19 protein-coding genes are annotated in these 21,117 nt (G+C 66.7%); 7 read left to right on the plus strand and 12 right to left on the minus strand.

What is annotated here, in order from left to right; all coding sequences use genetic code 11:
• Positions 1-7 precede the first annotated feature (7 nt).
• The 6 genes from C1925_RS03025 to C1925_RS03050 form a co-directional block, all read right to left on the minus strand.
• A complete protein-coding gene (locus C1925_RS03025; RefSeq protein ID WP_108767643.1) occupies positions 8-760 on the minus strand; it encodes an ABC transporter ATP-binding protein in 753 nt (250 codons plus the stop codon).
• A gap of 5 nt (positions 761-765) precedes the next feature.
• Positions 766-1,545: an ABC transporter permease gene (locus C1925_RS03030; protein ID WP_108767644.1), complete on the minus strand. Its 780-nt coding sequence runs from the start codon at positions 1,543-1,545 to the stop codon at positions 766-768.
• A gap of 95 nt (positions 1,546-1,640) precedes the next feature.
• Complete coding sequence (locus C1925_RS03035) at positions 1,641-2,804, minus strand: cystathionine gamma-synthase (protein ID WP_108767645.1); 1,164 nt, start codon at positions 2,802-2,804, stop codon at positions 1,641-1,643.
• A 110-nt stretch (positions 2,805-2,914) separates the two neighbouring features.
• Positions 2,915-3,301: a GtrA family protein gene (locus C1925_RS03040; protein WP_108767646.1), complete on the minus strand. Its 387-nt coding sequence runs from the start codon at positions 3,299-3,301 to the stop codon at positions 2,915-2,917.
• 72 nt (positions 3,302-3,373) lie between these two features.
• Positions 3,374-4,312: an electron transfer flavoprotein subunit alpha/FixB family protein gene (locus C1925_RS03045; RefSeq protein WP_108767647.1), complete on the minus strand. Its 939-nt coding sequence runs from the start codon at positions 4,310-4,312 to the stop codon at positions 3,374-3,376.
• Positions 4,312-5,058: an electron transfer flavoprotein subunit beta/FixA family protein gene (locus C1925_RS03050; protein ID WP_108767648.1), complete on the minus strand. Its 747-nt coding sequence runs from the start codon at positions 5,056-5,058 to the stop codon at positions 4,312-4,314. Before C1925_RS03050 ends, C1925_RS03045 begins: the two co-directional genes overlap by 1 nt.
• A 326-nt stretch (positions 5,059-5,384) precedes the next feature.
• Here C1925_RS03050 and rfbB point away from each other — a divergent pair, with 326 nt between their 5' ends.
• Genes rfbB through rfbD form a run of 4 tightly spaced genes read left to right on the plus strand, consistent with a single transcriptional unit; the run spans position 5,385 to position 8,786 of the window.
• Entirely contained in the window at positions 5,385-6,440 is a 1,056-nt protein-coding gene (gene rfbB / locus C1925_RS03055; RefSeq protein WP_108767649.1) for a dTDP-glucose 4,6-dehydratase, read from the plus strand.
• 14 nt (positions 6,441-6,454) lie between these two features.
• Positions 6,455-7,342 (plus strand): glucose-1-phosphate thymidylyltransferase RfbA, encoded by an 888-nt coding sequence (gene rfbA / locus C1925_RS03060; protein WP_108767650.1) that lies wholly within the window; start codon positions 6,455-6,457, stop codon positions 7,340-7,342.
• Positions 7,339-7,896 carry a dTDP-4-dehydrorhamnose 3,5-epimerase gene (rfbC, locus tag C1925_RS03065; RefSeq protein ID WP_108767651.1) on the plus strand — a complete coding sequence of 186 codons (558 nt, stop codon included), beginning with the start codon at positions 7,339-7,341 and terminating at the stop codon, positions 7,894-7,896. The genes rfbA and rfbC overlap by 4 nt, the downstream gene beginning before the upstream one ends.
• The gene (gene rfbD, locus C1925_RS03070; RefSeq protein WP_108767652.1) at positions 7,893-8,786 is read left to right on the plus strand and encodes a dTDP-4-dehydrorhamnose reductase; all 894 of its coding nucleotides are present in this window, start codon (positions 7,893-7,895) and stop codon (positions 8,784-8,786) included. The genes rfbC and rfbD overlap by 4 nt, the downstream gene beginning before the upstream one ends.
• Positions 8,787-8,966: 180 nt before the next feature.
• Here the strand turns inward: rfbD and C1925_RS03075 are convergent, their stop codons facing one another.
• The 3 genes from C1925_RS03075 to C1925_RS03085 form a co-directional block, all read right to left on the minus strand.
• A complete protein-coding gene (locus tag C1925_RS03075; RefSeq protein WP_108767653.1) occupies positions 8,967-10,370 on the minus strand; it encodes a mannose-1-phosphate guanylyltransferase/mannose-6-phosphate isomerase in 1,404 nt (467 codons plus the stop codon).
• A gap of 11 nt (positions 10,371-10,381) precedes the next feature.
• Positions 10,382-11,728 carry a phosphomannomutase gene (locus tag C1925_RS03080; RefSeq protein ID WP_108767654.1) on the minus strand — a complete coding sequence of 449 codons (1,347 nt, stop codon included), beginning with the start codon at positions 11,726-11,728 and terminating at the stop codon, positions 10,382-10,384.
• Between the two features lie 98 nt (positions 11,729-11,826).
• Positions 11,827-15,144, minus strand: a complete 3,318-nt coding sequence (locus C1925_RS03085) for a DEAD/DEAH box helicase (protein ID WP_108770597.1) — start codon at positions 15,142-15,144, stop codon at positions 11,827-11,829.
• Between the two features lie 144 nt (positions 15,145-15,288).
• Here C1925_RS03085 and C1925_RS03090 point away from each other — a divergent pair, with 144 nt between their 5' ends.
• Together C1925_RS03090 and C1925_RS03095 are read left to right on the plus strand one after the other, a co-directional pair.
• Positions 15,289-16,020, plus strand: coding sequence for a CoA transferase subunit A (locus C1925_RS03090; protein ID WP_108767655.1), 732 nt, complete (start codon positions 15,289-15,291; stop codon positions 16,018-16,020).
• 1 nt (position 16,021) lies between these two features.
• On the plus strand, positions 16,022-16,654 hold the full coding sequence (locus C1925_RS03095) for a CoA transferase subunit B (RefSeq protein ID WP_108767656.1): 633 nt from the start codon (positions 16,022-16,024) through the stop codon (positions 16,652-16,654).
• Between the two features lie 38 nt (positions 16,655-16,692).
• Here the strand turns inward: C1925_RS03095 and C1925_RS03100 are convergent, their stop codons facing one another.
• Positions 16,693-18,744 (minus strand): glycoside hydrolase family 99-like domain-containing protein, encoded by a 2,052-nt coding sequence (locus C1925_RS03100; RefSeq protein ID WP_108767657.1) that lies wholly within the window; start codon positions 18,742-18,744, stop codon positions 16,693-16,695.
• Between the two features lie 130 nt (positions 18,745-18,874).
• Here C1925_RS03100 and C1925_RS03105 point away from each other — a divergent pair, with 130 nt between their 5' ends.
• Complete coding sequence (locus C1925_RS03105; RefSeq protein ID WP_108767658.1) at positions 18,875-19,462, plus strand: alpha-ketoglutarate-dependent dioxygenase AlkB; 588 nt, start codon at positions 18,875-18,877, stop codon at positions 19,460-19,462.
• A gap of 87 nt (positions 19,463-19,549) precedes the next feature.
• Here the strand turns inward: C1925_RS03105 and C1925_RS03110 are convergent, their stop codons facing one another.
• Entirely contained in the window at positions 19,550-20,191 is a 642-nt protein-coding gene (locus tag C1925_RS03110; protein WP_108767659.1) for an ABC-type transport auxiliary lipoprotein family protein, read from the minus strand.
• A complete protein-coding gene (locus C1925_RS03115) occupies positions 20,188-21,114 on the minus strand; it encodes an MlaD family protein (RefSeq protein WP_108767660.1) in 927 nt (308 codons plus the stop codon). The genes C1925_RS03110 and C1925_RS03115 overlap by 4 nt, the downstream gene beginning before the upstream one ends.
• Positions 21,115-21,117 lie beyond the last annotated feature (3 nt).

The following is a 21,117-nucleotide window of genomic DNA, read 5'->3' on the forward strand; positions in this document are numbered from 1 at the left end:
CTGGGGATCAGGCGCCTACAAACTGCTCGTAGGCGCTGACGACCTCTTCGGTCGGGCCGAACATCCGTACCTGGCCGTTATCCATCCAGAGCACCTTGTTGCAGACCCTGCGGATCTCCGCGTTGGAGTGCATGGCAAGCACTACGATTTCCGCGCGACTGTGGAGGTCCTGGAGTCGCTTCTGTGCCTTGTGCATGAAGGATGCGTCACCCACGCCCATGACTTCGTCCAGCAGCAGGATTTCGGCCTCGACCGCGGTGGAAACCGCGAACGCCAGCCTGACCCGCATGCCGCTGGAGTAGGTGCGTACAGGAAGGTCCAGATAGTCGCCCAGTTCGCAGAATTCTGCGATCTCCGGCGTCTTGGCGCGGATTTCTTCGTCGGTCATTCCCAGCAGCAGGCCGCGCAGCCGGATGTTCTGGATGCCAGTCGAGTTGTCATCCATGCCAAGGCTGATATCCAGCAACGGCACGATCTTTCCTTCGTGGTTGATGCTGCCCTGCGTTGGGGCATAGATGCCGGCTAGTGCTCGAAGCAGGGTGGACTTGCCCGCACCGTTGTGCCCGATCAGGCCGATCCGATCCCCCTTTTCAAAACGCAGGCTGACATCATTCAGTGCGCGCACGATGATGACGCCGTCGTTGTCGGCGGCAATTGAATTCTTCCGGCCAAGGCGCATGACCTGTCGCTTAAGTGAGCGACCCTGGACCTCGAAGATGGGCAGGTCCAGATATACGTTGTCGAGTTGAATGAATGCCATGCGGCTCAGATCCAGTAGGAGATGCGCTTGATGTAGCGGCCGGTGAACCACAGGGCAAACGTCCAGCCGACAATCGCCATCACCGTCGTGATTACGTACGTCTGCATCGACGGAACCTGTCCAAGCAGGGGCATACGGGCCACGTCCAGCAGGTAGAGCAGGGGGTTGTAGCGCGTGATGAATGAATATTTCGTCAGTAGCTCGGCCTTGTACATGATGGGCGTTATGTAAAACGCCATCTGGACGATGGAGGCCACGATCTGCGGAAAGTCACGGAAGCGTGCCGAGATCAGTGCGGTAATCATCGCCATCCACGTGGCATTGACGACCAGCAGCAGCAGGCCCGGCAGGAAAAGGATGAGGGTGTCCCAGCGCTTCACCCCGAAGATGGCCAGCAACAGAATGATGATCGCCACGTTGTGGCAGAAGATCACTGCGTTGCGCCACGTCACCTGGAGGATGTAGATCAATCGTGACGTCGCAACCTGGCGGATGTAGGAGCCATTGGCGATGTAGGCGGTGCTGCCTTCCGTCACAATGCTTGAGAACATACCCCACAGCACGAGGCTGGCCGCGAGGTAGGGCAGGTACTCGCTCATCTTCTGGCCGAACAGCGTGCCGTACACGATGCCGATGGTGCCGATGATCACGCCCATGCTGATCGTCAGCCAGAACGGACCGACACGGGAGCGGGCGTAGCGCTGGCGTATTTCCAGCCAGCCCAGCAGTGTCCATAGACGCCAGGAGCGCAGGCTGCGTCCCAGATCGGAAAGTGCTTCATTCATCAAGGGATTCTCGTGGGTTCAATACGGTCACCGCGTGCAGGACGCGGCTTCAGGCCGCCGCTGACGCGGCGGCGTGGAATCAATGAAGACCTGGCTCAACGCCCCAGGGCTGCGTCCAGTTCGTGGCGGAGATCGGCCAGGTCTTCCGTGCCCACTGACAGGCGTACCAGGTTGTCGGTGATGCCCAGACGCTTGCGCTGGGCCGGAGGAATCGACGCGTGGGTCATGACTGACGGCAGTTCGATCAGGCTCTCCACGCCACCCAGCGATTCGGCCAATGCGAACAGTTCGCAGCGCTCCAGCATGCGGCGGGCCTTGGCTTTGCCACCCTTGATGCGCACCGAGATGATCCCGCCGAAGCCATCCATCTGGCGCTTGGCCAGGGCGTGCTGCGGGTGGCTCTTCAGGCCGGGATAGATCACCGCTTCAATACGGCTGTCGCGTTCGAGCCAGCGGGCCAGTTCCAATGCGCTTTCATTGTGTGCACGCATGCGCAGGTGCAGCGTCTTCAGGCCACGCAGGGCCAGGAAGGAGTCGAACGGGCCGGCCACGGCGCCGATCGAGTTCTGCAGGAAGGCCATCTGTTCGGCCAGGGCATCAGTGCCGGCCACCACGATGCCGCCCACGATGTCTGAATGGCCATTGAGGTACTTGGTTGCCGAATGCAGGACCAGATCGGCGCCATGCTCCAGCGGGCGCTGCACCATCGGCGAGCAGAAGGTGTTGTCCACGACCAAGAGCACGCCCTGCTTGCGGGCGAAGGCACCCAGCTTGGCCAGATCCACCACCTTGAGCATGGGGTTGGTGGGGGTTTCCGCCCAGATCATGCGGGTATTGGGCCGTATCGCTGCTCGTACGGCATCCAGGTCGTTCAGGTCGACATAGGTGAACTCCAGGCCCGCCGATCGCTGACGGACACGCTCGAACAAGCGGTACGTGCCGCCATAGAGGTCATCCATCGCAATGACGTGGTCGCCCGCGTCCAGCAGCTCCAGCGTCGTCGACGCAGCGGCAAGCCCGGAGGCGAATGCAAAGCCGGCGGTGCCCCCTTCAAGGCTGGCGACGCAGGCCTCGTAGGCATTCCGCGTCGGGTTCTGGGTACGTGAATACTCATAACCCTTGTGCTTGCCGGGGCTTTCCTGGACGTAGGTAGAAGTGGCGTAGATCGGCGTCATGATGGCGCCGGTGCTCGGGTCGGGCTGCTGTCCTGCATGGATGGCACGGGTGCCGAGGCCGAGCGAGTTCGGGATCTTTGCCATTCGAAGTAACCTGGAAGTACGAAGGTTTGGGGGGCCTATTCTAGGGCAACCCGTGGGAGGGGCCCTCCACGCTGTTCAGAAAGGGCGTGATGCGCCCTGCGGCCATGGGATCAGGGCGTCGGGCGCGGGCGGAAGACCAGCCGGGCGAAGATAGCGTAGTTCCAGCCTGCCACCATGACCATTACGATCAGTTTTGCGAGCAGGGGGTGCAGGTCCAAGGGGCCGGTCAGCAGGCTGATCAGAACATTGCCCAGGACGAGATTGATCGCAGCCAGGAGCCCGTAGCGGGCCAGCTCCCCGCTCCAGGCACCCTCACTGCGGAACACCCAGTGGCGGTTGAGCATGAAACTCACGACGAAGCCACCTGTAAAACTGACCGACTGGTTCAGCAGCAGCCAGTTCGCACCCAGTTGGGTCTGCATCAGCAGAAAGATCGCATATTCGACGGCGGCGGCGGAGCCACCGGAAATCAGGAAACGGAACAGGCGCGGCATCATGGATACGACAGGGGTCCGGAAAGGGAGGGCGCCGCTGGCGGTGCCCTCCGTGCAACGGTCATGCAGAGGGGCTCAGAGTGCCGCTTCCAGCTCCGGCAGAATCGTGAACAGATCCCCGACCAGGCCGATATCCGCGATCTCGAAGATCGGCGAATCCGCGTCCTTGTTGATGGCCACGATCGTGCCGGCGTCCTTGATGCCGGTCAGGTGCTGGATGGCACCGCTGATGCCGACGGCCACGTACAGTTCCGGCGCGATGATCTTGCCGGTCTGGCCGACCTGCAGGTCGCTGGGCACATAGCCGGCGTCGACCGCGGCGCGCGAGGCACCGACGGCGGCACCGAGCTTGTCGGCCAGCTGGAAGATGACCTTGAAGTTCTCTTCCGAACCGACGCCACGGCCACCGGAGACCACGCGCTTGGCGCTCTGCAGGTCAGGGCGGTCGCTGGCACCGGCGGCCAGGCCGACGAAGCGGGTGTGCGCCGGCAGGGCCGCATCGACGCTGGCTGCTTCAACGGCGGCGCTGCCACCCTGGGCCGCTTCCGGCCACGACGCGGCGCGCACGGTGGCGACCACGATCTGGTCGGCCGGTGCTTCGACGGTGATGATGGCGTTGCCCGCGTAGATCGGGCGCTTGAAGGTGTGGCTGCCTTCCACGGCCATCAGGTCGGACACCTGGTTGACGCCCAGCAGGGCGGCCACGCAGGGCATCAGATCCTTGCCGAAGGTGGTCGACGGACCGAAGACGTGGGTGTAACCCTTGGCCAGCTGCGCGATCTGCGGGGCCAGCACCTGGGCGATGGCCTGCGCGTTGGCGGCGTTGGCCACGGTCAGGACCTTGGTGACGCCTGCGATCTTCGCGGCTTCAGCGGCCACGGCGGCCGGGTCGGCGGCCAGCACCAGCACGTCGATGCTGGCACCGCTGATGGCGGCGGCGGCGCTGACGGTCTTGGCGGTGGCGGCGTTGAGCTTGCCGTCGTGGTGCTCGGCGATGACGAGAATCTTGCTCATTACAGCAGCCCCTTCTGCTTGAGTGCGGCAACCAGTTCGGCCGCGTCCTTGACCATCACACCCTTGCTGCGCTTGGACGGCGCGGCGTACTGGGTGGTCTTGAAGGTATCGGCGGCTTCAACGCCGAGGTCGGCCAGCTGCAGGCTCTCCAGCGGCTTGGCCTTGGCCTTCATGATGTCCGGCAGCTTGATGAAGCGCGGTTCGTTCAGGCGCAGGTCGGTGGTGACCACGGCCGGCAGGTCCACTTCCAGCGTTTCCAGGCCAGCGTCGACTTCGCGGGTCACCGTGGCCTTGCCGTCGGCAATGTCCAGCTTGCTGGCGAAGGTCGCCTGCGGGCGGCCCCAGAGCGTGGCCAGCATCTGGCCGGTCTGGTTGGCATCGTCGTCGATGGCCTGCTTGCCGAGGATCACCAGGTCCGGCTGTTCCTTCTCGACCAGCTTGAGCAGGGTGCGGGCGGCGGTCAGCGGCTGGATGGCCTGGTCGGTCACGACGTGGATCGCACGGTTCGCACCCATGGCCAGGCCATTGCGCAGGTGCGCCTGGGCGTCGGCCGGGGCGATGGTGGCGACCACGACTTCCGTGGCGATGCCCTTGTCGCGCAGGCGCAGGGCTTCTTCCAGCGCGATTTCATCGAAGGGATTGGGCGACAGCTTGACGCCGTCGGTGACCACGCCGGAACCGTCCGGCTTGACCTGAATGCGGACGTTGTAGTCCACCACGCGCTTGTACGCGACGAGGATTTTCATCTGGTACTCGATCCTTGTAGTGCCGGCCATTGGCCGGCTCACAGTAACGGGAAACGTCCGGTCCTCGCACAGCAACCGGTTCGGGGGTGGGATCCCGATTCTAGCTGGCTTGGGGTGACCATGCGAATGCGTATGGTTTTGCTGCGATGCGGCAAAAAAGCCCTTGCCCCGTGCGCTGTTCACCTCCTGCACGCAGTCGTGAAGAGTGCTGGCATGTATGCTGTGCCGCTGTGCCGCTGTGCCGCTGTGCCGCTGTGCCGCTGTGCCGCCGTGTCGGGGCGCTTCAAGCGCCCCTTGGAAGAATTCAAATAACAGGAGAACAGGTAGTGTCCACATGGCTTGTAACCGGCGGCGCCGGTTTCATTGGCGGTAACTTCGTTCTCGAAGCAGTCGCCCGCGGCGTCAAGGTTGTCAATCTCGACGCGCTGACCTACGCCGGCAACCTGAAGACGCTGTCCAGCCTGGAAGGCAATCCGAACCACGTGTTCGTGCAGGGTGACATCGGCGACAGCGCCCTGGTGGCCCGCCTGCTGGCCGAACACCAGCCCGACGCGGTGCTGAACTTCGCCGCCGAAAGCCATGTCGACCGCTCCATCGACGGTCCGGGTGCCTTCATCCAGACCAACGTCGTCGGCACCCTGGGCCTGCTGGAAGCGGTGCGCGACCATTGGAAGGGCCTGCCGGCCGAGCAGGGCGCGGCCTTCCGCTTCCTGCACGTGTCCACCGACGAGGTGTACGGCACCCTGGGCGAGACCGGCAAGTTCAGCGAGACCACCCCGTATGCGCCCAATTCGCCGTACTCGGCGTCCAAGGCCGCGTCGGACCACCTGGTGCGCGCGTTCCATCACACCTACGGGCTGCCGGTGCTGACCACCAACTGCTCCAACAACTACGGCCCGTACCACTTCCCCGAAAAGCTCATTCCGCTGGTGATCGCCAAGGCGCTGGCCGGCGAACCGCTGCCGGTGTACGGCGACGGCAAGCAGGTGCGTGACTGGCTGTTCGTCACCGACCACTGCGAAGCGATCCGCACCGTGCTGGCCAAGGGCCAGGTCGGCGAGACCTACAACGTCGGCGGCAATTCGGAAAAGCAGAACATCGAAGTGGTGCAGGCGATCTGTGCGCTGCTCGATGCGCGCCGCCCGCGCGGGGATGGCCAGCCGCGCAGCAGCCAGATCACCTACGTGGCTGATCGCCCCGGCCACGACCGCCGCTATGCGATCGATGCGTCGAAGCTGAAGAACGACCTGGGCTGGGAACCGGCCTACACCTTCGAACAGGGCATCGCCTTCACCGTGGACTGGTACCTGGACAACCAGGAATGGGTCAACGGCGTGCTCGACGGCAGCTACCGCCTGCAGCGCATCGGCACCAGCGCCTGAAACCGGGAGAGAACATGACGCAGCGTAAAGGCATCATCCTCGCCGGCGGCTCCGGCACCCGGCTGTATCCGATCACCAAGGGCGTCAGCAAGCAGCTGCTGCCGGTGTACGACAAGCCGATGATCTACTACCCGCTCAGCGTGCTGATGCTGGCGGGCATCCGTGAAGTGCTGATCATCAACACCCCGCACGAACAGGCGTTGTTCCAGCAGCTGCTGGGCGACGGTTCGCAGTGGGGCATGGACATCCAGTACGCCGTGCAGCCCAGCCCTGACGGGCTGGCGCAGGCCTACCTGATCGGCCGCGACTTCGTGGCCGGCAAGCCGAGCTGCCTGGTGCTGGGTGACAACATCTTCCACGGCCACGGCCTGCGCGAGGTGCTCAAGCGCGCTGACCAGCGCGTGGACGGCTCGACGGTGTTCGGCTACTGGGTGAACGACCCGGAGCGCTACGGCGTGGCCGAGTTCGACGCGAGCGGCAAGGTGGTGGACCTGGTGGAAAAGCCGGAAAACCCGCGCTCCAATTACGCCGTGACCGGCCTGTACTTCTACGACGGCAATGCCAGCGACTACGCCGCCGAGCTCAAGCCGTCGCCGCGTGGCGAGCTGGAGATCACCGATCTCAACAAGCGTTACCTGGCCGAGGGCAAGCTGCATCTGGAGGCGCTGGGCCGTGGTTATGCCTGGCTCGATACCGGTACCCACCAGTCGTTGCTGGAAGCGTCCAACTTCATCGAGACCATCCAGACCCGGCAGGGCCTGCAGGTCTGCTGCCCGGAAGAAATCGCCTTCGGCCAGGGGTGGATCTCCGCCGAACAGCTGGAGGCGCTGGCCGCCCCGCTGATCAAGAATGGCTATGGCCAGTACCTGCACAAGCTCGCCCTGCGTGGAGTCGTTCCGTGAAAGTGATTGAAACCAAGTTGCCCGGCTGCGTGGTGATCGAGCCGGCGGTGTTCGGCGATGCCCGTGGTTATTTCTTTGAAACCTGGAATGCCGAGCGCTTCGCTGCGCTGGGCCTGCCGGACCGCTTCGTGCAGAGCAACGTGTCCACCTCGGCGCAGGGCGTGCTGCGCGGCCTGCATTACCAGTGGCCGCGCCCGCAGGGCAAGCTGGTCAGCGTGCTGGAAGGCGAGGTGTATGACGTCGCCGTCGACATCCGTCGCGGCTCGCCGACCTTCGGCCAGTGGGAAGCGGTGGTGCTGAGCGCGGAGAACAAGAAGCAGTTCTGGATTCCGGAAGGCTTCGCCCACGGCTTTGCCGTGCTGTCCGAGCGTGCGGTGTTCAGCTACCTGTGCACCGAGGTCTACCTGAAGGACTTCGATGCCGGCGTGCGCTGGAACGATGCCGACATCGCGGTGGACTGGCCGGTGAGCGCACCGACCCTGTCGGCCAAGGATGAGAGCGCACCGTTCCTGAAGGACATCGCCGAAGACCGCCTGCCGGTCTACAGCGCATGACCGTGCTGGTGTTCGGCGGCAACGGCCAGGTCGGCCAGGAACTGCTGCGCGCACTGGCCCCGCTGGGGCCGGTGCTGGCGACCACGCGCAGTGGCCAGCTGCCCGACGGCAGCGCGTGCGAGGTGGCCGATTTCGGCCAGCCCGACAGCCTGCCGGCGCTGCTGGACCGCCTGCAGCCGTCGGTGGTGGTCAATGCCGCCGCCTACACGGCGGTCGACCGTGCCGAGCAGGACGTGGAGGCCGCGTTCGCGGCCAACGCGCAGGCGCCGGGCGTGATCGCGCGCTGGTGTGCAGCCCATGGCGTACCGTTCGTGCATTACTCCACCGACTACGTGTTCGATGGCCAGGGCAGCGCGCCCTACCGCGAAGACGAAGCGACCGCGCCGCTGGGCGTGTACGGCACCAGCAAGCGGGATGGCGAAGACGCTGTGCGCGCCGCTGGTGGCCGCCACCTGATCTTCCGCACGGCGTGGGTGTATGCCTCGCACGGCGCCAATTTCCTGCGCACGATGCTGAGGGTGGGCGCCGAGCGCGACCAGCTGCGGGTGGTGGCCGACCAGATCGGTACGCCGACCCCGGCCGCGCTGATCGCCGATGTCACCGCACAGGCGCTGCAGCACCCCGGGCAGCTGTCGGGCACCTGGCACCTGACCGCAAGCGGCCAGACCAGCTGGCATGGATTCGCCGAGGCGATTTTCGCCGAGGCGTTGGCCACTGGCGTGCTGGCGAAGGTGCCGGCCGTCGAAGCGATTCCCAGTTCCGAGTACCCGACCCCGGCCAAGCGTCCGGCATGGTCGGTGCTGGACAACCGCAGGCTGCAGCAGGAGTTCGGCATCGTGCTGCCGTCCTGGCAGGACGGCCTGAAGCGGGTGATGGCCGAGCTGGCCTGATGGCGGTAGCGCCGGGCCGTGCCCGGCGACGCAGCACTGCTCCGCCTTGGTAGATCCACGCCATGCGTGGAAGGGGCCAGACGGAATGGAGAAGCATCCACGCATGGCGTGGATCTACTGGTCAGCAGAAAAGGGGTCAGAGCCCGTTGCGCAGCAACGGGATCCGACCCCGGGCAAACCTCAACTGCGCCCGTAGGTGTCCTCGAAGCGCACGATGTCATCCTCGCCCAGGTAACTGCCGGACTGCACTTCGATCAGCTCCAGCGGCAGCTTGCCCGGATTGCGCAGGCGATGGGTCACGCCCAGCGGGATGTAGGTGCTCTGGTTCTCGCTCAGCAGGATCACTTCGTCGCCGCGGGTCACTTCGGCGGTGCCGCTGACCACGATCCAGTGTTCGGCGCGATGGTGGTGCATCTGCAGGCTCAGCGTGCCACCCGGCTTGACCGTGATGCGCTTGACCTGGAAACGCTCGCCGTTGTCGATCGAATCGTAGGCGCCCCACGGGCGGTACACCTTGCGGTGCCAGGTGGCTTCGCTGCGGCCGTCGGCCTTCAACTGCGCCACCACCGTCTTGACCTCCTGCATGCGGTCGGCCTTGCCGACCAGCACCGCATCGTCGGTTTCCACCACGATCACGTCGTCCAGGCCGACCATCGCCACCAGGCGCTGGCCGTAGGCATAGGTGTTGCGGCAGTCGATGGCGATCACATCGCCCTGGTGGGCATTGCCGTCGCCATCCTGCTGCGAGACATCACGCAGCGCGGTCCACGAGCCGACATCGTTCCAGCCTGCGTCGAGCGGAATCACCACCGCGTCGGCGGTTTTTTCCATCACTGCATAGTCGATGGAATCGGACGGCACCGCGGTGAACGCGTCCTTGTCCAGGCGGGTGAAGTCGGTATCGCGGCGCGACTGCTGCCACGCCGTGCGGCTGCCGGCCAGCATCGCCGGCTGCAAGCGCTCCAGTTCCTGCAGGTAGCGCGAGGCCTTGAACAGGAACATGCCGCTGTTCCAGTAGTACTGGCCGCTGGCCACGTAACCGCTGGCGGTATCCAGGTCGGGCTTCTCGACGAAGCGCTCGACCGCGCGCAGGCCCTGGCCGTCGGCCGCCTTGATGTAGCCGTAGCCGGTTTCCGGGCCGGTCGGCACGATGCCGAAGGTCACCAGCTTGCCGGCTTCGGCCGCGCTGGCAGCCGCCTGCACGGCGCTGCGGAAGGCCGCTTCATCGGTGATCACATGGTCCGAGGGCAGCACCAGCAGCAGCGCGTCGGCGCCATCGTGGGTGGCTTCCAGCGCCGCCACTGCGATCGCCGGCGCGGTGTTGCGGCCGACCGGCTCGAGGATGATCGCGGCGGGTTCGGCACCGACCTGCTGCAGCTGCTCGGCGGCAACGAAGCGGTGTTCCTCGTTGGCGATCACCAGCGGGCCACGGCTGGCGATGGGCGCCACCCGCTGCCACGTGGCCTGCAGCATGGTCAGCTGGCCGGCCAGCGGCAGGAACTGCTTCGGGTAAGCCTCGCGCGAAAGCGGCCAGAGCCGCGTGCCGGAGCCGCCGGACAGGATGACGGGTTGGATGCTGCTCATGGAGGCCTCGGTTACTGCTGGATGAGCTGCGACAGCTCGTCGGTACGCGCCTGCAGCAGCGCGGCGTCACCACGGGCTTCGACGTTCAGGCGCAGCAGTGGTTCGGTGTTGGAGCTGCGCAGGTTGAAGCGCCAGTCGCCGAAATCGGCGCTGACGCCGTCGGTGTGGTCCAGCGCCGGCGACTGCGCGGCGAAGTGTGCCATCACGCGGGCGACGGCCGCCTTGGCGTCAGCCACCTTGAAGTTGATCTCGCCGCTGCAGGGGAAGGCCGCCATGCGGTCCTCCACCCAGTCGGCCAGCGAGCGGCCGCTCTCGGACACCAGCTGTGCGATCAGCAGCCACGGGATCATGCCGGAGTCCGCATAGGCGAATTCGCGGAAGTAGTGGTGGGCGCTCATCTCGCCGCCGTACACCGCATCCTCGGCGCGCATCTTTTCCTTGATGAAGGCGTGGCCGCTCTTGCACAGCACCGGCACGCCGCCGGCCGCTTCGACCATTTCCACGGTGTTCCACACCAGGCGCGGATCGTGCACGACCTTGCCGCCCGGGTTGCGGGCGAGGATCGCCTTGGCCAGCAGGCCGACCAGGTAGTAGCCCTCGATGAAGCGGCCGGTGTGGTCGAAGAAGAAGCAGCGGTCGAAGTCGCCGTCCCAGGCGATGCCGAAGTCGGCACCGTGTTCGCGCACGGCCTCGGCGGTGGCGGCGCGGTTTTCCGGCAGCAGCGGGTTGGGGATGCCGTTGGGGAAGTTGCCATCGGGTTCATGGCAGATGCGGATGAACTCCAGCGGCAGGTGCGGCGCGAGCAGGTCGACGATGGCACCGGCGCCGCCGTTGCCGGCGTTGACCACCAGCTTCAGCGGCTTGAGCTTGCTGGCGTCGACGTAGCTCAGCAGGTGGTCGATGTAGGCACCCTTGTCGTGGCGGGCGGTCTGCGTTGCGCTCGGCGGCTGGGGGGCGCCGGTATCGGCGGCCACGGCGTCGGAGATCGCGAACAGGCCGGTATCGGAGCTGATCGGACGCGCGTTTTCCTTGACCAGCTTCATCCCGTTGTAGTCCATCGGGTTGTGGCTGGCGGTCACCATCACGCCACCCGCGGCGCCCAGGTGGTCGGTCTGGAAGTAGACCTCCTCGGTGCCGCACAGGCCGATGTCGATCACGTCGCGGCCGACGCCGCGCAGGCCGGCGGCGAGCGCGTCCTGCAGGGCGGGGCTGGTCAGGCGGACGTCATGTCCCAGTACTACCGGGCCCGGAGCGAGCTGAGCGTCCAGCGCCACGCCGATACGGCGGGCCAGGTCTTCGTTCAGTTCTTCCGGGACCCGGCCGCGGATGTCATAGGCCTTGAAGGCGGGCAGGGGCATCGAGCGAGTCCTTGGTGAGTTCAGTCGACTAGTGTAATCCCAGCCCCGTGTGGGAAGCGTTTCCATGCCAATGCTCCGGCTGAACGGCCCGCGCCGCACTAGGCACGGGGTGGCCGACCGCGCTTGCCCTTCGGAACCACCCCGGGGAGCGGCGCCAGCAGCGCCTCCAGATCCTCGTCGTTGAAGCGCGGGCCGCTGGCATCGCCACCTTCCAGGATGGAATCGGCCAGCGCCGCCTTGCGCTGCTGCAGCTCGGCGATGCGCTCTTCGATGCTGCCGGCAGCGATCAGCCGATAGACGAACACCGGCTGCTGCTGGCCGATGCGGTGGGCGCGGTCGGTCGCCTGCCGTTCGGCGGCCGGGTTCCACCAAGGATCGAAGTGGATGACGGTATCTGCCGCGGTCAGGTTCAGGCCGACGCCACCGGCCTTCAGGCTGATCAGGAAGATCGGCACCTCGCCCTGCATGAACCGCTGTACCGGTGTGGCCCGGTCCTGGGTGTCGCCGGTCAGCTGCACATGGGCCAGGCCCATCTCATCCAGCGCCTGTGCGATCAGCGCCAGCATGCTGGTGAACTGCGAGAACAGCAGGATGCGCCTGCCTTCCTCCACCATCTCCGGCAACATGTCGCGCAGCAGGTCCAGCTTGGCAGACGGCGCGCTGCGTTTGCCGGTTTCGCCGGGCAGCAGTCGCGGGTCACAGCACACCTGGCGCAGTTTCAGCAGGGCGTCCAGCACCAGGATGTGGCTGCGGCCCAGGCCCTGCGCGGCGACGGCTTCGCGCACCTTGGCTTCCATCGATGCGCGCACGGTTTCGTACAGATCGCGCTGTGCGCCTTCCAGTGCCACCGTGCGGGTGATTTCGGTCTTCGGTGGCAGCTCGGCCGCCACCTGGTCCTTGCGCCGGCGCAGCATGAACGGACGCAGGCGCTGGGCGAGCAGGTGCGCGCGCTGTGGATCGCTGCCGCGTTCGATGGGATGGCGCCAATGCTGGTTGAACTGCTTTTCGTTGCCCAGCAGGCCGGGCAGCAGGAAATCGAACTGCGCCCAAAGCTCGCCCAGATGGTTTTCCAGCGGCGTACCGGTCAGGCACAGGCGATGGCGTGCATGCAGCGTGCGCAGGGCGATGGCCGCCTTCGATTTCGCGTTCTTGGCCTGCTGGGCTTCATCGAGGATCAGCAGGTGGTAATCGTGGGCCAGCAGCGCTTCTTCATCGCGCCACACCAGCGGGTAGGTGGTCAGCACCAGATCGTGTTCGCCGATGCGATCAAAGTGGGCAGCGCGGTCGGCACCGTGCAGGACCAGCACGCGCAGGTCCGGGGCGAAGCGGGCCGCTTCACTGCTCCAGTTGTGCAGCAGCGAGGTGGGCACCACCACCAGCGCCGGCCGCTGCAGCCGGCCTTGTTCCTTCTCCAGCAGGATGTGGGCCAGGGTCTGCAGTGTCTTGCCCAGGCCCATGTCGTCGGCCAGCACGCCGCCAAGGTCCTGCTGCCGCAGGTACTGAAGCCAGGCCAGGCCCTGCAGCTGGTAGGGACGCAGGGAGGCAGCCAGGCCGGCCGGAGCCGCGATCTCCTCCAGTGCGGGGGTCTGCAGCAGCCGCTGCACCAGCGCACGGGTGTCCTGGTTGCCCTTGAACTGCAGGCGGGCGTCGTCCTGCAGGGCGCGCAGGCGACCACGGTCACGCGACGACACACGCAGGGGCGCGCCGCGCTGGCTGAACAGATCGGCGAGCAAGGCGATGACCGGCTTCAGGCGTACAGCGCGGATCGCCAGATGGGTGTTGTCGTCGGCCGACAGCATCACGTGCTCGTCGTCATCGATGGCATCGATCTGCCCGCGCAGCCAGCGCGGATCGGTCTGCAGCACCGTGTGCAGCAGCGGGGCCAGCGGCACGGTGCGGCCATCGACCTGGATGTCCAGGCCGAGATCGAACCAGCCGTCTTCCGTCTGGCTGGGCTGGATGTCCAGATCGATATCATCGACCAGGGTGATGCGGTGGCGGAAATCATCATCCACCTCCACTTTCCAGCCGAGCGCTTCCAGCTGCGGCACGTCCTGCAGCATGAGCCGGGTCCAGTCCTGGCTGCGCAGGACGAACTGCGGTCCTGCGCCCTCCAGCGAGGCACGGGGTGCCGTATCGCGGTGCAGGTGGAAGCCGCGCAGTTCGCGCTCGCGGCGCGCCTCTTCGGCGGGGTCGCGCGGCAGCAGCGCAAGCGCGCCGTCGCCATCGTGGACGAACACGTTGGGGTCATCCAGGAAGCGCACGTGTTCGTCGTATTCGAAGGCAACGGTCGCAAAGTCCGCCCACTGCGAGGGCCCGCGACGGCTCATCCATGCCGGGCGGTACTCGAAACTGTGCAGGCGCAGCACCGGCGTCATCGCGCTGATCTGCAGCGTACGCATCGGGTCAATCGAACCGGGGCGCGGCAGCGCCGGGTCCATCTGCTGCAGCACCTGCGCCACCACCGGCGCCTCGCTGGGCAGCAGGGGCGGCAGGGAGAGAAAGAAATCCGCATCCTGGGTGCTCACATCGAGCAGCAGCGGCCCCACCTCGCCGGTGACGGGGTCGAGGTAGCCGGCGGCATTGCCCAGCACCAGGCCCTCGGCATCGCCGTCCAGCTGCAACGAAGGAAACGACAGCAGCTCGCCATCCACCTCGTCCACCTCCCAGTGCAGCGCGCCCTGGCGCGGCGCGCCGGCGCGTGCGGGCACACGATCCCGCCCGCAGAAGACCCAGCCATGGCCGCTGGCAACGATCAGTGCCAGCGTGGCGTTGATGTCGATGCGCGGTTCCGGCGAGGTGGCGCGCCGCTCAGCCCAGAGCTGGGCGATGATCGACATGTCCGCCGGGGTCAGGTAATTGGGCGGGGTGAGCAGCATCTCGGCGGTGATTTCGGTCCACTTGCCGAACTCGATGCCGCCGTCGCCACGGTACTTCACCTTGCGCATCAGCACCGACGGGCGATGATTGACCGTGGACAGCTCGAAGATCACGCCATTGCGGACCGGCTTGGCCGGCTGGCTGCGCATGGCCTGCCAGCGCGACAGTTCCGCCAGCAGCTGCGGGCGCACGGGCTGCTCCAGTCCGCCGTCGGTCCCGGCACCCAACGGGAAACGTTCATCGTCTTCGATGGCCCCATCCAGCAGGTAGACCATCAGCGTGGCGGCCATGTGTTTGCAGTTCTGGCCGACCGGGCAGGAGCAGTCTCCCTGCAGGCGGCTGCGGGGCGTGCGCATGCTGGCCGCCAGGTCGATCTTTACGCGGTAAGGCCGCGCGGCGGTGCCCTGCACATCGGCGATGAGCACATCGCCGTGGCGTTCCAGCTGGCTTACTCCGCCAATGCACCGCTCGCTGCGGGTCAGCGTGCCGTCATCGAACCAGCGGGCCAGATCCTCATCGGTGTAGTGCAGGGACATCGTTTCCAGTGCCGGCGGCAAGCTTCCGTCAATTCGACATTCTAGCGGGAGCCCGGCAACAGACCGATAAATGCTGCGGCGCATCCAGCCATATGGCGAGGCCCAGCTAGAATGCGCTGATTCTTCCCCCGTAGGGCAGTAGAAATGGAACACGCAACTTCCAGCAGCAAGCGCAGCAAGCGCTTCGCTTCGGCGGCGGAGGCCCTGCAGGGCGTCATCGCCGATGGCCAGACCCTGGCCGTGGGCGGCTTCGGCCTGTGTGGCATTCCCGAGGCACTGATCGCCGCACTGCGCGACAGCGGCGCCAAGGGCCTGACCGTGATCTCCAACAATGCCGGCGTCGATGGCTTCGGCCTCGGCCAGCTGCTGGAAACACGGCAGATCAAGAAGATGATTTCGTCCTACGTGGGCGAGAACAAGGAATTCGAACGGCAGTTCCTGGCCGGTGAGCTGGAACTGGAGTTCAACCCGCAGGGCACCCTGGCCGAGCGCCTGCGTGCCGGCGGCGCGGGCATCCCGGCCTTCTTCACTGCCACCGGCTACGGCACGGTGGTGGCCGAAGGCAAGGAAACCCGCGAGTTCGACGGCAAGCACTACGTGATGGAAACCGCGCTGCGTGCCGACGTTGCCCTGGTCAAGGCCTGGAAGGCCGACGAAGCCGGCAACCTGGTGTTCCGCAAGACCGCGCGCAACTTCAACCCGGCGTGCGCGATGGCCGGCAAGGTCTGCATCGTGGAAGTGGAAGAGGTGGTGCCGGTGGGCGCCATCGACCCTGACCAGGTGCACCTGCCGGGCATCTACGTGCACCGCATCGTGCACAACGCGCATCCCGAGAAACGCATCGAACAGCGCACCATCCGCGCGGAGGGCAACTGACATGGCGTGGACCCGTGACGAGATGGCGGCACGTGCCGCCCGCGAACTGACCGATGGCGCCTACGTGAACCTCGGCATCGGCCTGCCGACCCTGGTGGCCAACCACATTCCCGAAGGCGTGGACGTGTGGCTGCAGTCCGAGAACGGCCTGCTCGGCATCGGCCCGTTCCCGACCGACGCCGAAGTGGACGCCGACCTGATCAATGCCGGCAAGCAGACCGTCACCGCGCGTGCGGGTGCCAGCTATTTCGGCAGCCATGACAGCTTCGCGATGATCCGCGGTGGCCACGTCAACCTGGCCATCCTTGGCGCCATGCAGGTGACCGACAAGGGTGACCTGGCCAATTGGATGGTGCCCGGCAAGATGGTCAAGGGCATGGGCGGCGCGATGGACCTGGTGGCCGGCGTGCAGCGCGTGGTGGTGCTGATGGAGCACACCGCGAAGAACGGCGAGCACAAGATCCTGGCCGAATGCTCGCTGCCGCTGACCGGCGTCGGCGTGGTCGACCGGATCATCACCGACCTGGCCGTGTTCGATGTCACCGACGATGGCCTGCTGCTGGTGGAAGCTGCGCCGGGCGTGGGCGATGACGAACTGAAGGAAAAGACCGGCGTTGCGTTCCGCAAGGCCTGATCGATGAACCGCGAAGGAGGCCGTGCGGCCTCCTTTGCTCAACTGCGACGGGCGTAGGCGTAGTCGGAACCAGCGGGGTCCGCTTCACCCAGACAGGACGCCGCAGTGGCCACGCGCAGGCCGCTGTGCGTGCAGCACTCACCAAACACCCGCTCGATGGCATGGGCCAGCGTTGCGTCGGTCTGGCCCTGTTCGGGATCGAACGCACTGCGGTACAGATGCGCGTCCAGCAACGGGCGCAGCGCCTGCAGCCGCCACCAGCCCATGCTGCCTGCGCCGAACACGGCGGCCTGCGCCGGTGGCAGGCCGAGCCGCGCCCGCAGCCGCTGCAGCGCAGGCCCATTGCCGCCGATGAAGTCGGCAACGGGCAGCAGATGCCCTTCGGCAACCACCATGCCCAGGCCGGGATCCGCCTGGAATGCGGCGTGGATGCGCGCGGCCCGGCCGCCGTGCAGCAGGCGCTGCAGCAGTTCCTGCCGCCACTGGTCGCCGTTGTCACGATGGGTCGAGCGCTTGGTATGCAGCTTGAGCACCAGATCATGCTGGTCCTGCAGCAGTCGCTCGGCCACCTCCAGGAACGGCAGGATGTCGCGCCCGTGATTGGCCACGGCGATCACCTCACCCTGCAGCCCATGGCTGGCCAGCGCCTGCTGGACCGCGTCCAGCTGCTGCGCCGGGGTGGTGACGATGATCCGCCATGGCAGCGCCGCCTCGCGCAGGGCGGACAGCAGTTCCGGCAGGGTTTCCAGATACCACGCATGCACGTGCACCGCCGGTTGCGGTGACGTGGCCGGCAGCGGCAGCAGCGCTTCGCGCGTGGCCTGCAGCCAGGCGTGGCCCAGCCGTGCATCCGGCTCCAGCACCGCGCCTTCGGCCCATTCGTTCCAGGCGTTGATGAAGACCAGGCGCTGGTCCTGTGGGGCTGCCGACAGTCGCTCGTGCACGGTCCGGCGCAGCCAGTCGCGGTAGCCGCGTGGTGAGGCGTGCAGGTACACCCGGCCACGGCCGGAGCGTCGTGCTTCGTTGTCCCAACCGGGATTCACGCCGGGGTAGAGCGGGTAGTCGGGCAGCGGCCGCGCGCCGATCTCGGCGGCCAGTTCGCGCCAGTCGCGCACATCGCCGTTGAATTCTGGATTGAGCAGCCACTGCTGCGCGGACAGCGAGGCCGGATTGCTCATGTTCGGCGGGAATTCGACGGCGGCATCGAAGCCGATGTCGCGTGGATCGGGCCGCTCGAAGCCCTGCACATAGGCCAGGTGGATCTCGCCGACGCCGTGGTCGCGGCACCAGCGGCGCCAGCGCTCCGCGGTCGCCCGTGCATCGGGCAGCAGGTGCGGGCGGTAGACCAGCAGCATCGGCCTGCCATCGACCTTGAGTGCGCGCCGGTCACGCAGGTACGGTGCAACGTGGGCGATGAAGGCCAGGTCATCCTCGGCGCTATGCTGCTGGCCGATCAGAATGTCCTCGTCGCGGCCATCCCAGCGCCGCGCCCAGTTCTCGTTGGCCCAGCACAGGCAGAAGGGCAAGTCGATGCTGTCATCGGCCAGCCACTGCTGCAGTGGGTCTTCCATCAGGGTGCGGCCACTGAACCAGTAGTAGTAGAAGCAGAACGCGCCGATGCCATGTTCGGCGGCGAGCTGCGCCTGGTCGCGCATCACCTGCGGGTTGCGCAGGTCGTAGAAGCCCAGATCGGCCGGCAGGCGTGGCTGGATGTGGCCTTCGAACTGCGGCAGGGCGCGGGTGACGTTGCGCCATTCGGTGAAGCCTTTGCCCCACCAGGCATCATTTTCGGCGAAGGTGTGGAACTGCGGCAGGTAGAAAGCGACAAGGGTGGCCGGCACCGGGTCCGGCAGGGCTGCCTGCTGATAGCGGCGGTGGCCGATCGCGGCCTCGTCGGCCCGCCAGCGCAGCTGCGCGCTCGAGCTTGGCCCGGCGGCGTCCTGCTGACCCTTGGGTGGCGGCGGCACCCAGTCACCATGACGGGCCAGCAGGCGGGTCCGCAGCCGGTCGCGCTGCCCCTCGGACAGGGGCAGCAGCCGGAAGGCCGCACGCAGCAGCGGGAACAGGGCCTGGCGCAGGCTGCCGCTCATTGGAGCGCGCTCCGGGAAGGGCGGGCGGGGGCGTGCATGGACGTCGTGGAAAGGGTCATGGACGCATTTTCGACGCTGATGGCCATCACGGCAAACCGGATCGCGGCGGCTGCCGTGCTAGCGTGGGGTGATGCTGTTCCCCCACGACCTGCCCGATGCCGATGTCCAGCACCTGCCCGGCTGGCTGCCGGCCGCCGCCGCCGATGCGCTGCTGTCGGCCCTGCAGTCGGAACTGCCGTGGGAGGTGCATCGCATCCGCATGTTCGGCCACTGGGTCGATTCGCCCCGGCTGAGCTGCTGGATCGGTGATCCGCAGGCACGTTACCGCTATTCCGGTGCCGAGTTCGTGCCGCAGCCCTGGCCGGCGCGGCTGCAGGCCCTGCGCGAGCGCTTGCAGGAACAGGGCATCGGTACGTTCAACAGCGTGCTGGTCAACCGCTACCGCAACGGCGGCGATTACATGGGCTGGCACAGCGATGACGAACCGGAGCTGGGGTCGTCACCGCTCATCGCCTCGCTCAGCCTGGGCTCGGCGCGCCGCTTCCTGCTGCGACGGCGCGATGATCCCGCGCGAAAGGCCGAATTCCTGCTCGGCCACGGCGACCTGCTGCTGATGGGCGGCAACACCCAGCGCTTCTACCAGCACGCGCTGCCGAAGATGGCACGGGTGCAGGGCGAGCGGATCAACCTGACGTTCCGCTGGATCCAGCCGCGCTGAGGGCGTTCCGCCGGGCATGGCCCGGCGCTACCAGGATTGCACAAGGGGTAGCGCCGGGCCATGCCCGGCGAGCGCAGCGGACACGGCTCAACGCTTCAGCGCAGCCGCGTCGCTCTGCCCGTTCTCCAGCGTCCAGCCCACCACATCCTGCGCCAGCTGCTGCAGGCCACGCTCGAAGGCGGCGGCCACGGCCGGTACGTCGGTGCTGCCCACCGGCTGCGCCTGGCGGAACGTGCGGTCGGCCACCACGCGCTGGTCGGTGGTGTGGATCAGCTTGGCGTTCACTTCGATCACCACGGTCGGCGTGGCCTGGCCCTGGTAGTCCGATTCGAAGCGGCGGATATCAGTGGCCAGCTTGTAGTCGGCGCGGATGCCGGCGGCGGTGCGGGCCACGCCGCGCAGGCGGCCGGAATCCTCGAAGCCACGCAGCAGGGTGTCTTCGATGATGTCGGTGGCCGGCTGTGCCCAGCTGGCGCCCTTGTAGATCTCCAGCTCGGACGGCGTCGGCCGCACGTTGATGCGCGGGCTGTCGACCATGCGCGCGGCGCTGGGCTTGGACACCACCAGCTGCCAGTCGGCCTGCGGCCAGCTCGGGTCCACCTTCACCTGCACGGCGGGCGAATACAGGGTGACCGGGCTCTTGTCGCCGCTGCCGAGGATCGAGCAGCCACCCAGCAGGGCGACGGCCGAGGCGGCCAGCAGCAGGCGCGGAAGGGTCATCGGGCTCATTTGGGTTCGAACTCCTTCGGTGCGTCGCGGCCCAGCAGGTAGCGCGCGGGGTTGTTCTCGAGGCGGTCGCTGACCCGGCGCAGGTCGCGGATCAGGCCACGCAGTTCATTCAGCGTCGGGCCGAGCTGGCCCAGGCCATCGTTGGCGAAGCTGTTGATGGCCGCGCGGTTCTCGCCGAGGATCGAATCGGCATTGCCGGCCGCCGAATCGAGCTTGCCCAGGGTGGCGTCGAGCTTGTCGATGATGCCCGGCAGCTGCTGCACCAGATTCTTGTCCAGGCGCTCGATGGTGCCGTTGGTGGTCTTCAGCGTGGTGTCCAGGCTGCGTGCGGCATCGCGCGCGCTGAGCAGCAGCGCCTGGGTGCCCTGGTCACGGTCGGCCAGGCCGCCGCTGATGGTTTCCAGGTTGGCCAGGGTGGCGTTGATCGAGGCCACGTTGCGGTCACTGAGGACTTGATCCATGCGTTCGACGATGCGGTTGGCCACATCGGTGATGTTCTGCAGCGCCGACGGCGTGGTCGGGATGATCGGCGCCGGATCCTTGTTGACCATGGTCAGCGTCGGCGCCTGCGGGGTGCCGCCACTGAGCTGGATGATCGACGGACCGGTCAGGCTGGTGATGGCCAGCTTGGCGCGGGTATCGGTCTTGACCGGCGTGTTGGAGTTCAGGCGGATGCGTGCGACCACCTGGCGCGGGTCGTCCGGCACCAGGTTCAGCTCGGTGATCGAACCGACCGCGATGCCGTTGTATTGCACCGGGCTGCCGACCGACAGGCCGGTGACCGCCTCGCGGAACACCACGCGGTATTCCTGCCAGGTACGGTCGGAGGAGTACTTGGCCGCCCACAGGCCGAAGGCCAGCAGGGCCAGGCCGGTGATCAGGGTGAACGCGCCGATCAGCACGTAATTGGCTTTGGTTTCCATGGC

The organism is Stenotrophomonas sp. SAU14A_NAIMI4_5, assembly GCF_003086795.1.
In the GTDB taxonomy this organism is placed as follows: domain Bacteria; phylum Pseudomonadota; class Gammaproteobacteria; order Xanthomonadales; family Xanthomonadaceae; genus Stenotrophomonas.

Bases quoted from the DNA above. Each gene is read 5' to 3' on its own strand.
- C1925_RS03035 (WP_108767645.1), bottom strand. From the start codon at position 2,804: ATGGCAAAGATCCCGAACTCGCTCGGCCTCGGCACCCGTGCCATCCAT.
- C1925_RS03095 (WP_108767656.1), top strand. From the start codon at position 16,022: ATGGCGTGGACCCGTGACGAGATGGCGGCACGTGCCGCCCGCGAACTG.
- C1925_RS03080 (WP_108767654.1), bottom strand. From the start codon at position 11,728: ATGCCCCTGCCCGCCTTCAAGGCCTATGACATCCGCGGCCGGGTCCCG.
- C1925_RS03115 (WP_108767660.1), bottom strand. From the start codon at position 21,114: ATGGAAACCAAAGCCAATTACGTGCTGATCGGCGCGTTCACCCTGATC.
- C1925_RS03075 (WP_108767653.1), bottom strand. From the start codon at position 10,370: ATGAGCAGCATCCAACCCGTCATCCTGTCCGGCGGCTCCGGCACGCGG.
- C1925_RS03110 (WP_108767659.1), bottom strand. From the start codon at position 20,191: ATGAGCCCGATGACCCTTCCGCGCCTGCTGCTGGCCGCCTCGGCCGTC.
- rfbD (WP_108767652.1), top strand. From the start codon at position 7,893: ATGACCGTGCTGGTGTTCGGCGGCAACGGCCAGGTCGGCCAGGAACTG.
- C1925_RS03105 (WP_108767658.1), top strand. From the start codon at position 18,875: ATGCTGTTCCCCCACGACCTGCCCGATGCCGATGTCCAGCACCTGCCC.
- C1925_RS03025 (WP_108767643.1), bottom strand. From the start codon at position 760: ATGGCATTCATTCAACTCGACAACGTATATCTGGACCTGCCCATCTTC.
- rfbA (WP_108767650.1), top strand. From the start codon at position 6,455: ATGACGCAGCGTAAAGGCATCATCCTCGCCGGCGGCTCCGGCACCCGG.
- C1925_RS03050 (WP_108767648.1), bottom strand. From the start codon at position 5,058: ATGAAAATCCTCGTCGCGTACAAGCGCGTGGTGGACTACAACGTCCGC.
- C1925_RS03030 (WP_108767644.1), bottom strand. From the start codon at position 1,545: ATGAATGAAGCACTTTCCGATCTGGGACGCAGCCTGCGCTCCTGGCGT.
- C1925_RS03085 (WP_108770597.1), bottom strand. From the start codon at position 15,144: ATGTCCCTGCACTACACCGATGAGGATCTGGCCCGCTGGTTCGATGAC.
- C1925_RS03040 (WP_108767646.1), bottom strand. From the start codon at position 3,301: ATGATGCCGCGCCTGTTCCGTTTCCTGATTTCCGGTGGCTCCGCCGCC.
- C1925_RS03045 (WP_108767647.1), bottom strand. From the start codon at position 4,312: ATGAGCAAGATTCTCGTCATCGCCGAGCACCACGACGGCAAGCTCAAC.
- C1925_RS03090 (WP_108767655.1), top strand. From the start codon at position 15,289: ATGGAACACGCAACTTCCAGCAGCAAGCGCAGCAAGCGCTTCGCTTCG.
- C1925_RS03100 (WP_108767657.1), bottom strand. From the start codon at position 18,744: ATGAGCGGCAGCCTGCGCCAGGCCCTGTTCCCGCTGCTGCGTGCGGCC.